The sequence below is a fragment of the Staphylococcus sp. IVB6214 genome (assembly GCF_025558585.1).
Lineage (GTDB): Bacteria > Bacillota > Bacilli > Staphylococcales > Staphylococcaceae > Staphylococcus.
Genome location: NZ_CP094723.1, coordinates 467,935 through 483,759 on the forward strand (window position 1 = coordinate 467,935; position 15,825 = coordinate 483,759).

Annotated in this window: 13 protein-coding genes; 10 read left to right on the forward strand and 3 right to left on the reverse strand. The window is 38.2% G+C overall.

All coding sequences use genetic code 11. From position 1 onward, the window contains the following. Positions 1–56: 56 nt before the first annotated feature. A complete protein-coding gene (locus tag MUA51_RS02275; RefSeq protein WP_262560268.1) occupies positions 57–1,097 on the reverse strand; it encodes a glycosyltransferase family 4 protein in 1,041 nt (346 codons plus the stop codon). A 263-nt stretch (positions 1,098–1,360) separates the two neighbouring features. On the opposite strand from MUA51_RS02275, the gene gdpS reads away from it, so the two are divergent. Next, a complete protein-coding gene (gdpS, locus tag MUA51_RS02280) occupies positions 1,361–2,431 on the forward strand; it encodes a GGDEF domain-containing protein GdpS (protein WP_262560269.1) in 1,071 nt (356 codons plus the stop codon). 49 nt (positions 2,432–2,480) lie between these two features. Here the strand turns inward: gdpS and MUA51_RS02285 are convergent, their stop codons facing one another. Continuing rightward, positions 2,481–4,139: an NUDIX hydrolase gene (locus MUA51_RS02285; RefSeq protein ID WP_262560270.1), complete on the reverse strand. Its 1,659-nt coding sequence runs from the start codon at positions 4,137–4,139 to the stop codon at positions 2,481–2,483. A 244-nt stretch (positions 4,140–4,383) separates the two neighbouring features. Here MUA51_RS02285 and MUA51_RS02290 point away from each other — a divergent pair, with 244 nt between their 5' ends. The 3 genes from MUA51_RS02290 to pepT are packed head-to-tail and all read left to right on the forward strand — an operon-like array spanning position 4,384 to position 6,913. Continuing rightward, complete coding sequence (locus MUA51_RS02290; protein WP_262560271.1) at positions 4,384–5,145, forward strand: threonine/serine exporter family protein; 762 nt, start codon at positions 4,384–4,386, stop codon at positions 5,143–5,145. Positions 5,146–5,172: 27 nt separating this feature from the next. Continuing rightward, positions 5,173–5,664, forward strand: coding sequence for a threonine/serine exporter family protein (locus MUA51_RS02295; protein WP_481906523.1), 492 nt, complete (start codon positions 5,173–5,175; stop codon positions 5,662–5,664). Between the two features lie 13 nt (positions 5,665–5,677). After that, positions 5,678–6,913 (forward strand): peptidase T, encoded by a 1,236-nt coding sequence (gene pepT / locus MUA51_RS02300; RefSeq protein ID WP_262560273.1) that lies wholly within the window; start codon positions 5,678–5,680, stop codon positions 6,911–6,913. A gap of 60 nt (positions 6,914–6,973) precedes the next feature. Here pepT and MUA51_RS02305 read toward each other — a convergent pair whose 3' ends face one another. After that, complete coding sequence (locus MUA51_RS02305; protein ID WP_262560853.1) at positions 6,974–7,615, reverse strand: YigZ family protein; 642 nt, start codon at positions 7,613–7,615, stop codon at positions 6,974–6,976. A gap of 395 nt (positions 7,616–8,010) precedes the next feature. Here MUA51_RS02305 and fakB1 point away from each other — a divergent pair, with 395 nt between their 5' ends. The 6 genes from fakB1 (at position 8,011) to prfB (ending at position 15,487) form a co-directional block, all read left to right on the forward strand. After that, positions 8,011–8,895: a fatty acid kinase binding subunit FakB1 gene (gene fakB1, locus MUA51_RS02310; RefSeq protein WP_262560274.1), complete on the forward strand. Its 885-nt coding sequence runs from the start codon at positions 8,011–8,013 to the stop codon at positions 8,893–8,895. A 105-nt stretch (positions 8,896–9,000) separates the two neighbouring features. After that, positions 9,001–10,287: a DEAD/DEAH box helicase family protein gene (locus tag MUA51_RS02315; RefSeq protein WP_262560276.1), complete on the forward strand. Its 1,287-nt coding sequence runs from the start codon at positions 9,001–9,003 to the stop codon at positions 10,285–10,287. After that, entirely contained in the window at positions 10,284–10,946 is a 663-nt protein-coding gene (locus MUA51_RS02320; protein WP_262560277.1) for a ComF family protein, read from the forward strand. The genes MUA51_RS02315 and MUA51_RS02320 overlap by 4 nt, the downstream gene beginning before the upstream one ends. A 62-nt stretch (positions 10,947–11,008) precedes the next feature. Continuing rightward, on the forward strand, positions 11,009–11,566 hold the full coding sequence (gene hpf, locus MUA51_RS02325) for a ribosome hibernation-promoting factor, HPF/YfiA family (RefSeq protein ID WP_095115598.1): 558 nt from the start codon (positions 11,009–11,011) through the stop codon (positions 11,564–11,566). Positions 11,567–11,801: 235 nt separating this feature from the next. Further along, positions 11,802–14,330 (forward strand): preprotein translocase subunit SecA, encoded by a 2,529-nt coding sequence (gene secA, locus MUA51_RS02330; protein WP_262560278.1) that lies wholly within the window; start codon positions 11,802–11,804, stop codon positions 14,328–14,330. A gap of 34 nt (positions 14,331–14,364) precedes the next feature. Further along, a protein-coding gene (prfB, locus tag MUA51_RS02335; protein ID WP_262560279.1) for a peptide chain release factor 2 occupies positions 14,365–15,487 on the forward strand; the annotation gives its coding sequence in 2 pieces (ribosomal slippage) (positions 14,365–14,436 and positions 14,438–15,487; 1,122 coding nt in all). The last annotated feature ends 338 nt before the right edge of the window (positions 15,488–15,825 follow it).

The following is a 15,825-nucleotide window of genomic DNA, read 5'->3' on the forward strand; positions in this document are numbered from 1 at the left end:
AAGAGCCGTAAACCAAAAGTATCTTTAGACTTTTTGAGTTTACGGCTTACTTTATATTAACGACGTCGTGCAATCATATCTAAAAGTGGGCGGTATTCGTTGTCGATCAATCCTGTAAATTCAACAATAAGTTCAATTGTGACAATAATTAAGATAATCATTAAAAAGACGCCCCATGGTTGCGATAAATATAGAATGACACTTACGACACTGAACATCACTGCAATGGCATAAATTAATATAACCGTTTGACGATGTGTATAGCCTAATTCAAGCAACTTATGATGCAAGTGAGATTTATCTGCTTGCATGATATGTTGTCCTTTTTTTACACGTCGAATCATCGCAAATAATGTATCGATAAATGGTACGGCTAAAATGACCACCGGGAAAAACAGTGAAATAAATGTGATGTTCTTGAACCCGAGTAGAGAGACAAAGCCAATAATGAAGCCGAGTAACAATGCACCATTATCACCTAAAAATATTTTTGCTGGATGGAAATTAAATGCTAAAAATCCAAGTAAAGCACCAATTTGAACACTACAAATCATAATGATAAAAATGTTACCTTGCAAAATAGCGATAAATGCAATTGTTACGTAAGCGATTGTTGAAATACCGGCAGCGAGTCCATCTAAGCCATCAATTAAGTTGATAGCGTTAATAATTGCAAGGAACCAAATGATTGTAATAGGAATACTTAACCAACCGAAGTGAATTGTCGGACCGATTGGCAATGAAATAAAATCAATTGTAACGCCGTACATAACAACTATCGAAGCAGCAAAGGTTTGACCAAGCAGTTTCAAGATGGGTTTTATATCATATAAGTCATCGATTAATCCTACAAGATAAATGATAATGGCACCTAATAGTAATGGCTTTGTTTCCCGCTCAATCGGATGGCCAAGCCAAATACCGATAAAGAAAGAGATGAGTATGACGGCGCCACCCATCATAGAAATCGGTTTTGTATGTACTTTTCGGAAATTCGGTTTGTCAACAATATCTAATTTTTTTGATACAGCGATCACAACAGGTGTCACGATCAAACTGACAATCATAGAGACTGCAATGAGTGTTAATGTATACATCAGGTCACCCTCGTCAATAAATGTAATTATTTTTGAAACTTTGTGTATTATGTATATCATCAAAATAGATGATTCGTTTATGGAAACTACGATAAATGTAGATTAAAATACATTTTAATTTCTAGCTTTACTTATCTTATCACATGTTAACCAATTATATCTCTAAAAATCATATCATTTTTGTAAAAGCTTTCTGAACATTGCTGATGACAAAAAGTGACTTTTCAAATACAATAGATGTTGATGCAAAGGAGACGACGCTTATGATTCAAGCAATTATTTATAATATCTCTGTTACAATTGCAGGTATATATGTATTTCATCGTCTGCAATATGCAGAATCACATGATTTTCGTTTTTCAAAAAGTTATATGACCGTTTTAATGACAATTGTTGGATTACTACTCACATATTATCCAGTACCTATTGCGGGCTATGCAATTCTTTTATCATTTGTACCGGTGCTCTTTTTAGGCCGTTATACAAATGCCATTTATACATTTTTGTCAGCAATTATTTTAGCACTTGTCGGCTATTTCGTCTTATCAATGCCACTGATATTTGCGATTGCATTAATTATCATAGCTGGTGTGGCAAGTACGATTGGGCCATTTATTAAATATAATCATATCATTGCTATTCAAATTTTAAATGTCATCAGTATTATTATTTTACTCGTTATCGCATGGTTTGCGCCGAACTATGATACGGAAGCGGTTCTTTACTTAGTGCCACTTTCCATTGTGACCACTTTAATAACAGCATTCTTTTATATGGATGTCCATCGATTCTTCCGTCTCATTGACCGCTATGAGAATGAAGAGAAGATTGATTATCTGACAGGTCTTGGAAATGTAAAAGAGTTTGATAGACACCTGAATGAGATATCGAATGAAGCACAACAACGAAATCAAAGCTTAGGGTTACTTTTAATTGATATTGATGGTTTCAAGGACGTCAATGATGCGCACTCACATGAAGCAGGGGATGCCGTTTTAAAACAAATGGCGCATTTACTTGAAAACTATGTGCCAAAAGATACGAAGATTTTCCGTAATGGTGGAGAAGAGTTTTCAATTGTATTACGCGATTGTTCTTTAGATGCGTGCGTAAAACTGGCAGAAAGCATTCGTGTTGCTGTTGAGAAGTCAAGTTTTCACTTACCTAACAAAACAGTCATTAAGTTATCTGTATCGATTGGTGTTGGGTATCTCACAGACGACGTATACAAATCACAGCGCAAAGTTTTCAAAGATGCAGATGATATGTTGCATGTTGCGAAAAATGAAGGGCGCAACAAAGTGATGTTTAACCCGATTATCAAGTTACAATAGTGATAGGAAGACCTCAAAATTCGAGATGGATTTTGAGGTCTTTTGTGATTTATGCTTGATGCAAACGAACGATAGCATCTCGAATGTGTGGATTTAATGATTCGTATTGGTTTACATCCATTGCGTCAACCCATACGTATTGATCAAATTCACCCGTATCGATACGCAAATGAGAGATATCATTAATTTTTACATGATATGTATAGACGCAACGTTGATGAGCTTTATTAATAAATTCGTAACCTAAACATTGAAATTCAGAAATATCGAGATTCGTTTCTTCTTTGGCTTCACGTATGATTGCAGCATCCATACTCTCATTATACTGAACTTTACCGGCTGGAACGTTCCATAAACCCGGTGCGACTTCTACATCAGGACGTCGTCGACATATTAGAAATTTGCCGTTATGTTCTATTATCAATTCAACAGCAAAGCGGAATGATGACATATCTATATCTTGTGCCATTTGATGATGAATGTGTGCAAGAATTTCTATCTGTTCCTGATAATCGAGAATGTTTGTGTGTGATTGGTTATGAATAAAAAACTTATCAAGTATATCTCTATTGATAAGTGGTTGATTTTCATATGGGTATTTAGATGATGAGACATCAATGTCTTTTAACTGAATGACTTCAAACGGTTCACCGTCTAAAAGTTGTGTATTTTTGTAAAGGTGTATGTCGAAAAGCTGATGCCTCGGATTACTGATGATTTTAATCGTCAATAACGGCCCCATATTAATTTCTATCACTTCTTCAGCGTGTGCCGACTGTGATATATGAAGGCTTGCGGTCGTTATTTTATGACCTGATGCATCGATATAATCAATGAAGGTGTTGAGACCGAATTCACCGAAGTATTTAAGTATGTTCAAGTTTTGGTAGATTTTCTCATCAGTTGGAATACTTAACTTGTCATTGAGTACTTTGCCGTAATAGGGATAGAAGTCACTCGGTCGATAATCTGACACGTGGAAAACCTTCTCATGTTCTATAAAACCGTGTTTTTTATTGATGTCAGTAAAGAATGTGAGTAAGTCTATTAAATGATAACCGTCATGCATAAGCTTACCATATCCATACTTATAAGGATTTGATTCTTTCAATACGACATCGTTTGAACTTTCTATCATATGGTTTGAATAAGACATATGAATGTGTTGAATTGGTACACGGTAGGTTGAAACAATTTGTTCGAGTAGATGATACACATATTGATAACCCATATGTGCACGTTTTAATGAATATATTTCAAATAAATGCGGTGTACTTGCTTGCCATTTTTCAATAATTTTTTCGTAGTTTTCTTTGATTGAATAAGCACCTACTAATGTATTGGTATACATCGGTAATGTAAGTGGTGGGTCACATAAAATGTTGAGATGCATGTTTAAACAAAAATCGATGTAAACATCATGGCTACGTGATTCGGTTGTAATGACTGCATGTGTGATGTCATAATTTTTAACGATGTGTTGTAATGCTTTGTAGATATCAGGTGGCAACTGTCGCATATGTTGAATAGCATCATCTAAAAAATAGGTTTCGTAATCAACAGCGCAGTGTGTGAGTAACTTATTGATTTTAGCTTTTGCCGAGTATAAATCTACAATGATTATCTTTTCAAATTTTGATGCATCATTGAGATAGTGATGATAGAGATTCTCGGCTTGTTTACCAAATCCGAACAATATACATTTCATTGAATCATCCTCTTTGTGAAAAATATTGTATAAATAATCTTTAAAGTTGTCAAAATACCTTTAACTAATTAAATTATTATTATTAATTATTAGAGTGAAGAAATGAAATGTGACATAAGTAAATCTTATGATATTGAAAATCTGATGAAAAAAGTTTGATTGATTTGACTTTTTGTATTGCAACGCCCGTTATTACAAGGTAGACTGACAATTGATTTGATGGATAAAAAAAGGAGGATGTTTCATGCCCGAAGCATTGACGATTATAGATGAAAATAAAGTCATAGATGTAGTGTTACTTGCGGGTAAAGTGTTACTTGAAAGTGGCGCCGAAACCTATCGTGTAGAAGATACGATGGGGCGTATTGCGGCGAGTTTCGGTTTAGAAGATACTTATTCTTTCGTGACGTCGACTGCGATTATCTTCTCACTCAATGATCGTACAAATACGCGACTTGTTCGTGTGCGTGAACGAACAACAGACCTGGAGAAGATTGCCATTGCGAATAATGTTTCACGTAAAATTTCACGCAATGAATTGTCATTAGATGAAGCGAAGTCAGAATTGATTCATTTAGAACAGGCATCATTACAGTATTCTTTTATTGTGAAATTTTTATCTGCAGCCATTGCATCAGGATTCTTCATGTTTATGTTTGGTGGCGTTCGTCATGACTTCCCGTATGCAGTATTAGCAGGTGCAGGGGCGTTTTTGACATTCGATATCGTGCAGAGATTTATACAGATTAAGTTCTTTTCAGAGTTTATCAGTTCAACGGTGGTGATTGTCATTGCGGCATTTTTCACCAAAATCGGTTGGGCAATCAATCAAGATATTATTACGATTGCAGGTGTTATGCCACTCGTACCCGGTATTCTCATCACAAATGCAATTCGTGACTTAATGGCAGGGGAATTACTTGCAGGTATGTCACGAGGTGTTGAAGCGGCACTGACAGCATTCGCAATCGGCGCAGGTGTTGCGATTGTTTTACTTATTTTTTAGAGAGGGGGAGCATGATTGACGACGGTATTGTATTATGCAGCACAATATGTAATTAGTTTTATTTCAACAATGTTATTTTCTATCTTGTTTAATGCCCCGAAACGTCTGTTATTAGCGTCAGGATTTGTAGGTGCGACAGGATGGATTATTTATAAATTTACGCTCGACTTGAACTACGGGACCGTAATGGCTGCCTTTTTCGGAAGCTTTATCTTAGGTATGATGAGTCACACGATGAGTCGCCATTACAAACGCCCTGTTATCATCTTTATTGTGCCGGGTATTATTCCACTCGTTCCTGGGGGCGCAGCATACGAAGCAACACGATTGTTAGTAACGAATTCATATACAGCTGCGGTGAACCAGTTTTTAGAAGTAACATTGAACTCTGGAGCCATCGCATTTGGCATTTTATGTGCGGAGATTTTTTACTATATTTACACTCGGATAAAACAGGCTTATGGTAAACTTAAAGGTAAAACATACCGTAAAGGTTATCATATGAATAACCGCATATAAGGAGTGGATGAGAATGAAAGCAGCAATTATAGAAAGATTAACGCGTTATGTCACAATCAACACACAATCAGACCCTTATAGTGAGACGACACCTTCTACGTTACAACAATGGGACTTGTTACGCTTGTTGGAAGAGGAACTCAAGGCAATGGGACTTGAGACAGATATGGATGAATTTGGTTATCTATTTGCAACATTGCCGTCGAACGTAGATAAAGATGTCCCGACAATTGGATTTTTAGCACATGTCGATACATCACCTGATTTCAATGCAGCTCATGTGAAACCTCAAGTCATTGAACAGTATGATGGCGGTGTGATTCAACTTGGTGACTCTGGGCGTGAGATTGATCCGGCAGTTTTTCCAGATATGCAAAAAGTAAAGGGACACACGCTGATGACAACGGATGGAACATCCTTGTTAGGGGCCGATGACAAAGCGGGTATTGTAGAAATTATGGAAGCATTGCATTATTTTACGACGCATCCAGATATCCCACATGGCCGTATCCGTGTGGCATTTACACCTGATGAAGAGATTGGTAGAGGGCCACATCGCTTTGACGTTGAACGTTTTGATGCAGACTTTGCATACACAATGGATGGCAGTCAACTCGGAGAATTACAATATGAAAGTTTTAATGCTGCTGAAGCGGTTGTGACATTTGAAGGAGTTAACGTACATCCGGGTTCTGCCAAACATAAAATGGTTAATGCGTTGAACTTGGCGACATACTTCAATCAATTGTTACCGGCTGAAGAAGTGCCAGAGCATACAGAAGGTTATGAGGGTTTCTATCACTTAGTGCAATTAGAAGGCAATGTTGAAAAAGCGACAGCGCAGTATATTATTAGAGATCATGATCGTGAGTTGTTCGAAAAGCGTAAGCAACAGATGATTCATATTCAGCGAGAAATTAATGCACGCTATCATTACCAACCCGTCAATATTGTGATTAAAGACCAGTATCATAATATGGCAGAAAAAATACTGCCACATCCACATATTATTGACTTAGCAAAAGCGGTATTTGCTGATTTAGAGATAACGCCAAATACAGAACCGATACGTGGTGGGACAGATGGATCTCAATTGTCATATATGGGATTGCCGACACCTAATATATTTACAGGCTGTGATAACTTCCACGGACCCTATGAATATGCGTCAATTGATGTGATGGCATTGGCAACACAAGTGATTATCGGTATTGCACAAAAAGCAACTGAGACAGAATTTGAACAATAATCATTGAAAAGAGAAGGACTGATCGCCAAGTTCGAGCGATCAGTCCTTTAAATTTTGATATTAATCGTCTTCCAAATCAAACGGGAGTCGTTTCACATCTGATTCTTCTAAGTCATATTTGGCTTGTGTATGCGTATTTAAGAAGGTAATGAACGCATCACGTTCTTCTTCAATTACGTCGATATGATAGGTTACTTTGTCAGTATAGACGGTGTCCCGCAAGAAAAATGTTGTTGATTGGAGTTCATATTCGAACTTGCCCGTTAAGTCGTAATCAATTGTCACCTTCATCGGAATGGCAGGGCGAAGAATGATGCGCCCGACATCTCGGATGACATCTCGTACGGCGCCACCGTATGCACGGATTAATCCGCCTGTTCCAAGCTTGATGCCTCCAAAATAGCGTGTCACAACAACGGCAACGTTATGTACATCGTGTTTTTTTAACATTTCGAGCATTGGGACACCAGCAGTTCCACTTGGCTCGCCATCATCGCTCGCTTTTTGAATATGCATAGTATCTCCAACTGTGTAGGCTGAGCAATTATGAGTCGCTTCACGATGTTCTTTTTTCTTTTGTGCGATAAAATCTTTCGCATCATCTTCAGTTTCCACAGGCATGATATGAGCAATAAATCGAGATTTGTTAATGATATTTTCAATTTCATGTTCGTCTTTAATTGTAACGACTGAACGTGTCATCTCTGTCATCCTTTACTTCATAATTTCTTGTTTACAATTATACTATATAACGTAAGGGAAAGAATAGAGAAGCATGTTAATTAGAAAAAAGCAGACGAGATTGTTAATTAGAAAAAAGCAGACGAGATTGTTAATTAGAAAAAAGCAGACGAGATTGTTAATTTGTAAATAATACATGAAATTTGACTTGAAAGCATGTATGATAATAGAAGACAAAATTGAAAGTGTTGTTTTAAGTTTTGCGATACAGTGTGTAACAATGATGACACAAAAGAGCATGTGAAAAGAATTAAAAATAGGCATTTCATTGTGAATTGTAGTACACTGTAATTTGTATCTTATTTGAAAAAGAGCGTGAAGTGAGCACGTTTTAACTTATAGAGGAGGACGATGAGATGAAAATAGCTGTGATGACAGATTCAACAAGCTATCTACCTCAACCTATCTTAGAAAAATACCATATTCGTACAGTGCCGTTGAGCATTACTTTGGAAAATGGTGAAAACTATAAAGAAAATGAAACAATTTTTGCTGATGAATTCTATACGATTTTAGCAAATTCTGAAACAATCCCAACAACAAGTCAGCCTGCGATCGGCGAAATGATTCGTGCATACGAAGCATACAGAGATGAAGGTTATACGGATGTTATCGTTGTCCATTTATCAAGCGGAATCAGTGGTGCATACCAAACAGCCATTCAAGCGGCTGATATGGTTGATGGCATTAACGTACATCCATTTGATTCAAAAATCGCTTGTTTGCCGGAAGGTGCGTTTGTGTTACGTGCGCTTGAGTTGATCGAAGCAGGCAAAGATGTTCAAGAAATATTAGTAGACCTTGAAGATATGCGAGACAAGACGGGAGCATATCTAGTCGTTGATGATTTGAAAAACTTGCATAAAAGTGGACGTATTACTGGTGCGCAAGCATGGATTGGAAACTTATTAAAAATGAAACCTGTCTTAACGTTTGATGATGGGTTGATCGTCCCACACGAAAAAGTTCGTACGAAAAAACGTGCCTTAAAAATGATTGAAGAAAGAGCACTAGAACTTGTTGATCAAATGGATAATCCAACAATTATGATTATTGGTGGAGATCATAAAGAAGAATCGCGCCGTGTCTTTGACGAGATGGTTGAACGTCATCCAGACAAACACATCGTCTTTTCGGAGTTCGGTCCAGTTATTTCATCACATCTAGGCTTAGGTGGATTCGGTATCGGTGTTACAGACCGTCATATCAAATATTTAAAAGATGAACATAATACAAAATAAAAAATATAAACGACTAAAATTCTTTCATGAGTTTTAGTCGTTTTTTTCGTTGTAAAAGTATTTTGTGCAAGTGAAGCGTGTAATAGTTGTGAAAGGGGGAAGTGCATGCGATACGGTCAATTGATTCATGATCCGACACATCTCACATCTGAACAGATTGCAGACGTGTCTTTTGGTGTAGTTACTGTTAATGGCGTGCACCGTTGTATACAATGTGGCACACAACGATCAAGTGATTTTTATACGTATACTGCCAGTACGACTGATATGCGAGTGACTTATTGTCGTAAATGTATACAGATGGGGCGCATGTCAACGTTGGATCGTGTATGGCGAACTGAAAGCGTGAATGTTCGGTCTGACGCTTATTATGAATTGCCGTTCGATCTTTCCGAACAACAACAGTATGCGTCTGACAAGGTGTTAAAAGCAGTGATGCATTATGAGACATTACTTTTGCATGCAGTCACGGGTGCCGGTAAAACAGAAATGATTTTTGAAGCTATCTCATATGCACGTCAACGGGGCGATAATGTAGCGGTTGTATCACCCCGAGTTGATGTTGTTGTTGAAGTGAGTAGACGATTATGTGAGGCATTTTCTGATGAAGCGATTGATATATTGCATCAAGCGAGTTGTCAACAATACGATGGGCATTTAGTTGTGTCGACGGTACACCAACTCTATCGGTTTAAGCAACATTTTGATGTGATATTTGTCGATGAAGTTGATGCCTTTCCATTATCGATGGATGAGACACTTATGAATGCGTTGCAACAAGCGAGTAAACAACGAAAAAGTATCATTTATATGACGGCAACACCGCCGCATTCGCTCATCGCAGAAGTCGGGCGAGAGCGAATGGTTACACTACCGGCACGCTTTCATCGGCAACCACTTGTCGTGCCGGTATTCAAATATTTTAAGGTCCGGTATCATCGCATACAACACAACTTATTGCAGCGAATACATGCACAACAAGCAGCAGGGCGGACGACTTTGTTGTTTTTCAGTCATATCGATGCGATGTGCCAGTTTTATGAAACGTACCGACATCATGTGTCCGATATGTGTTATGTGTATAGTGAAGATTCTGAACGGCTGACAAAAGTAGAAGCACTGCGTAACGGCCACTATTCTGTCGTGTTAACAACAACAATTTTGGAAAGGGGATTTACGATGGCGTCACTTGATGCTTGGGTGATGGAAAGCCATCGTTATTTGTCGACCGCTTTGATTCAGATTGCTGGACGTGTTGGACGTAAAAGTGTTTGTCCGACTGGAGACGTGTTGTTTTTTCATGAAGGGCGCACAAGAGCAATGTATCACGCGCGTAAAGAAATTAGACGTATGAATGTATTGGCAGCACAGAAAGGGTGGATTGATGTATGAATTGTTTCATATGTGATGCGAAGATTGTCGAACCTTTTGCATTTAGCAATTTGTTTGAAGCACCACAATTGTTGTGTGAAACATGTCGTGCCCAACTCCTTAGTTGTCGATTGAACGATGATGCACGATGTTCGTATTGCAAAGGTTGGTTAATCGAAGGGAATTGTATGACTTGTGAACATCTCAGTGACTATACAACTCGTTTTGATCATATTTATGCGTCATATTGTTATGATGGCTTGATGAAGGAAATCATTCAAAGATATAAATTCATGAAAGATGTCGCCCTTGCAGAAGTGCTTGCACGATATATAGAATGGCCAAAAGCACAGTATGATATCGTTATCCCAATGCCATCATCTCCACAAAATGATGCGTTGCGTACATTTAATCCTGTGAAATATGTCTTGCAATCAAAAGGTATGCAGTTTCATGAACTGTTAGTGATGGAAAATCGGCACAAGCAGTTTGATTTATCGAAAAAGGAGCGGTTTTGTATTGAAAATTCGATAAAAACAACCAATGAAAAAAATCTCGAAAACAAACGTATCTTACTTGTAGATGACATTTACACAACAGGTAAAACTGCGCATAATGCTGCTATTAAGCTATTTTCAGCAAAAGTCAGAAAATTAGATATGTTAACGTTTGCACGATAGCATAAACATGTTAAAATATAAGTAAGAAATATAATAAAAAGAGGTTGAAAGGAGCGAGCACTATGATTAAATTTGAAATTCATGGGGACAACCTCACAATCACAGATGCTATGAGAGATTACATTGAGGAGAAAATCGGTAAACTTGAACGTTACTTCACAAATGTACCGAATGCAACAGCACATGTAAAAGTGAAAACGTATCAAAACAATGGTACAAAGATTGAAGTGACAATTCCGCTCAAAAATGTAACACTCCGTGCCGAAGAACGTCATGATGACTTATATGCGGGCGTTGATTTAATTACTAACAAATTAGAGCGTCAAGTGCGCAAATATAAAACACGTGTCAACCGTAAACACCGTGATCGTGGTAGCGAAGAAGATATCTTCGTAGATGCACAACCAACGCAACCAGAGGTAGAAGAAGCAACAGATTCTGATATCGAAATCATTCGTTCTAAAACGTTCCACTTAAAACCAATGGATCCAGAAGAAGCCGTATTACAAATGAACCTTTTAGGACATGACTTCTTCGTTTTCAATGACCGTGACACTGACGGAACAAGCATTGTTTACCGTCGTAAGAATGGTAAGTACGGTTTAATCGAAACTGAATAGTGAAACAATCGTAACTATACGTATTGTATACAGAAAGAGTCAGGGCGCGTACCGTACCTTGGCTCTTTGTTTTTGAGTATTGGAATGGATAGGACAAATGCATCGAGTATGTAGTAAACATACATATCATGCTATAATGGTAATTTGTAAAGGTATATTGATATAAATGTATACTAAATAATGTTATGATGAGTTGTTGTAAGCGACAGAGTTTTAAGCTAAAGGAGCGAACGAAATGGGTATTTTATCCAAACTGGTTGACGGTAACAAAAGAGAAATCAAACGTCTGGGTAAAATTGCTGATAAAGTCCTTGCGTTAGAAGAGGATATGGCAATTTTAACTGACGATGAAATAAGACAAAAAACGAAAAACTTTCAAGAAGAATTACAAAAAATAGATGATATCAAAAAACAAAATAACAAATTAGACGAAATTTTGCCTGAAGCATTTGCATTAGTACGTGAAGCTTCAAAACGTGTCTTTAATATGTCGCCATATAAAGTACAAGTCATGGGTGGTATTGCCATTCACGGTGGCGATATTGCTGAGATGAGAACGGGTGAAGGTAAAACACTCACAGCGACAATGCCAACCTATCTGAATGCCTTAACGGGTAGAGGTGTACACGTTATTACGGTCAATGAATACTTATCTTCTGTACAATGTGAAGAAATGAAGGAATTATACAATTTCTTAGGATTAACAGTAGGGCTTAACTTGAACAGCCTGAATACGACAGCGAAGCGTGAAGCTTACGCACAAGACATCACATATAGTACGAACAATGAGTTAGGTTTTGACTACTTACGTGACAACATGGTGAACTACAAAGAAGATCGTGTAATGCGTCCGATGCATTTTGCAATCATTGACGAGGTGGACTCGATCCTGATTGACGAAGCACGTACACCATTGATTATCTCTGGTGAAGCTGAAAAGTCCACAACGATGTATACACAAGCGAATGTCTTTGCAAAAATGTTGAAGTCAGAAGAAGACTATAACTACGATGTTCAAACACGTAATATTCAACTGACAGAACAAGGTATTGATAAGGCGGAACGCTTTTTCAAAATCGACAACTTATATGATTTGAAATATGTTGATGTCATTCACCATATAAACCTTGCATTACGTGCGAATTATACGATGCAACGCGATGTGGACTACATGGTATCAGAAGGCGAAATTTTAATCGTCGATCAATTTACAGGTCGTACAATGCCTGGACGTCGATTCTCTGAAGGTTTACACCAAGCGATTGAAGCGAAGGAAGGTGTAAAAGTTCAAAACGAATCAAAAACGATGGCATCAATCACATTCCAAAACTATTTCAGAATGTATCATAAGCTTGCAGGTATGACTGGGACAGCGAAGACGGAAGAAGAAGAGTTCCGCAACATTTACAATATGACCGTGACACAAATCCCGACAAACCGCCCTGTACAACGTGTCGACCGTAGTGACTTAATCTATATTAGTCAAAAAGGGAAGTTCGATGCGGTGGTTGAAGAAGTGATTGAAAAGCACCGTAAAGGTCAACCTGTCCTTCTCGGTACAGTAGCGGTTGAAACATCAGAATATATTTCTGAGTTGTTGAAAAAACGTGGGATTCGCCATAGTGTCCTAAATGCGAAAAACCATGAAAAAGAAGCGGAAATTGTCTCTGGTGCAGGTCAAAAAGGGGCTGTAACGATTGCGACAAACATGGCAGGTCGTGGTACCGACATCAAACTCGGAGAAGGTGTAGAAGATCTTGGCGGTTTGGCTGTTATCGGAACAGAGCGTCACGAATCACGCCGTATCGATGATCAGCTGCGTGGACGTTCAGGTCGTCAAGGGGACAAGGGCGATAGTCGTTTCTACTTGTCACTTCAAGATGATTTGATGGTACGTTTCGGTTCTGACCGCATGCAGTCTATGATGAACCGACTCGGCATGGATGATACAACACCAATCGAGTCTAAGATGGTGTCACGTGCCGTTGAATCTGCACAGAAACGTGTAGAAGGAAATAACTTCGATGCACGTAAACGTATATTAGAGTACGATGAAGTACTTCGAAAACAACGTGAGATCATGTACGAGGAACGCAACAAGATTATCGATGAACCACAAAGCTCAGAATTAGTCATTTCAATGATTAAATCAGCATTGGATCGTACGATTTCATACTTTATCAATGAAGATGAAGAGAATCCAGATTATGAGCCACTCATTCACTATATTGAAGATGTGTTCTTGCATGAAGGTGAATTGAAAGTTGCCGAAATAAACGGTAAAGACCGTGAAGATATTTATGAACTTGTATGGCAAAAAATCGAGCGTGTTTATGAAGGTCAAAAAGCACTTCTTGGTGAACAAATGCCAGAATTCGAACGGATGATTCTTTTACGTACAATCGATAATCATTGGACGTCACATATCGATACGATGGATCAATTGCGACAAGGGATTCACTTGCGTTCATACGGCCAACAAAATCCATTGCGTGACTATCAAAATGAAGGGCATCAGTTGTTTGATAATATGATGCAAAGCATTGAAGAAGATGTCAGCAAGTTTGTATTGAAAACAATTGTTTCTATTGACGATGACGTACAACGTGAAAAAACAAAAGAGCTTGAAGGTCAACACCTTTCAGCAAATGATGGTAAAGAGAAAGTCAAGGCGAAACCAATCGTTAAAAAAGATGAGGTTGGGCGTAATGACCCATGTCCATGTGGCAGTGGTAAAAAATATAAAAACTGTCACGGTAAATAGATGATAGGGGACAGATGTAAAGGAGCGATAGCGGATGGAACTATCTGAAATCAAGCGACATATTGATGACTATGCAACAAAGCTAGAACAACTTAGGGGGTCTCTTTGACTTAGAAAACAAAGAGACCAATATCCAAGAATATGAAGAGATGATGGCGGAACCAACGTTTTGGGATGATCAACAACGTGCGCAAGAAGTGATTGATCAAAACAATGCGTTGAAAGCAGTTGTAACGACTTATTATGATATTGCATCAGATATTGAAGAGATGGATGCGACGCATGAACTATTACAAGAAGAGTTTGATGAAGACATCAAAATAGATCTTGAAGAAACGGTAAGTGATTATGCACCTAAGCTGGATCGTTTTGAGTTGCAACTGTTATTAAATGGTGACCACGATGCGAACAATGCCATTTTAGAGTTGCATCCGGGTGCAGGGGGCACAGAGTCACAAGACTGGACGAATATGCTGTTGCGTATGTACCAACGTTTTTGTGAACAACAAGGCTTTAAAGTTGAAGTAGTAGACTATCAAGCGGGAGATGAAGCGGGTGTCAAAAGTGTGACACTCGTCATCAAAGGTCATAATGCATACGGTTACTTGAAAGCAGAAAAAGGTGTCCATCGACTTGTGCGTATTTCTCCATTTGATTCATCAGGTAGAAGGCACACTTCATTTGCATCATGTGATGTCATTCCAGAGTTCAACAATGAGAAGATTGAAATTGAAGTGAACCCGGATGATATCACGGTGGATACATTCCGTGCATCTGGTGCAGGTGGGCAGCACATTAACAAGACAGAATCTGCTATCCGTATTACTCACCATCCAACAGGCATTGTCGTCAATAACCAAAATGAGCGTTCACAGATTAAAAACCGTGAAGCTGCGATGAAAATGTTGAAAGCGAAGTTGTATCAACTTGAGTTGGAACAAAAAGCACAAGAGCTTGCGGCAATCCGTGGTGAACAGAAAGAAATTGGTTGGGGCAGTCAAATTCGCTCATATGTTTTCCACCCTTATTCAATGGTGAAAGATCATCGTACAAATGTGGAAACAGGCAACGTTAATGCAGTGATGGATGGCGATATCAGTATGTTTATCGATGCCTTTTTGCGCAGTCAAATGAACGATACTTCTGAAACAATGTAATCATAAAGAAGCAAACATACTAAGATGAGTAGTGAAGAAACTTACGATCGTAGGTAACTTCACTACTTTTTTTATTTACTTATACTTGCTAATAGCGCATTATTTGAGTTTATGAAATAGTAGTAGAGAGAAGTACTGGGTCAATGAATCCGTGAAATAAATTGGAGAAACGGAGCTGAGACACCGTCTATTGTTTTCTAGGAAGGGTGTCCTAACGTCGTGATGTCAGTGTTCGAGAAGTGGAATTTACGACACTGGTTCTGCTTAATCCCTAAAATGCTTCTCTCACAAATTCGTTTATAATATTTCAGCCAGAATCTCAGTAATCGTCTTGTTAT

Excerpts from the sequence above, each read along its gene's own strand:
- MUA51_RS02275 (WP_262560268.1), bottom strand. The coding sequence starts at position 1,097 with ATGTATACATTAACACTCATTGCAGTCTCTATGATTGTCAGTTTGATC.
- gdpS (WP_262560269.1), top strand. The coding sequence starts at position 1,361 with ATGATTCAAGCAATTATTTATAATATCTCTGTTACAATTGCAGGTATA.
- MUA51_RS02285 (WP_262560270.1), bottom strand. The coding sequence starts at position 4,139 with ATGAAATGTATATTGTTCGGATTTGGTAAACAAGCCGAGAATCTCTAT.
- MUA51_RS02290 (WP_262560271.1), top strand. The coding sequence starts at position 4,384 with ATGCCCGAAGCATTGACGATTATAGATGAAAATAAAGTCATAGATGTA.
- pepT (WP_262560273.1), top strand. The coding sequence starts at position 5,678 with ATGAAAGCAGCAATTATAGAAAGATTAACGCGTTATGTCACAATCAAC.
- MUA51_RS02305 (WP_262560853.1), bottom strand. The coding sequence starts at position 7,615 with ATGACACGTTCAGTCGTTACAATTAAAGACGAACATGAAATTGAAAAT.
- fakB1 (WP_262560274.1), top strand. The coding sequence starts at position 8,011 with ATGAAAATAGCTGTGATGACAGATTCAACAAGCTATCTACCTCAACCT.
- MUA51_RS02315 (WP_262560276.1), top strand. The coding sequence starts at position 9,001 with ATGCGATACGGTCAATTGATTCATGATCCGACACATCTCACATCTGAA.
- MUA51_RS02320 (WP_262560277.1), top strand. The coding sequence starts at position 10,284 with ATGAATTGTTTCATATGTGATGCGAAGATTGTCGAACCTTTTGCATTT.
- hpf (WP_095115598.1), top strand. The coding sequence starts at position 11,009 with ATGATTAAATTTGAAATTCATGGGGACAACCTCACAATCACAGATGCT.
- secA (WP_262560278.1), top strand. The coding sequence starts at position 11,802 with ATGGGTATTTTATCCAAACTGGTTGACGGTAACAAAAGAGAAATCAAA.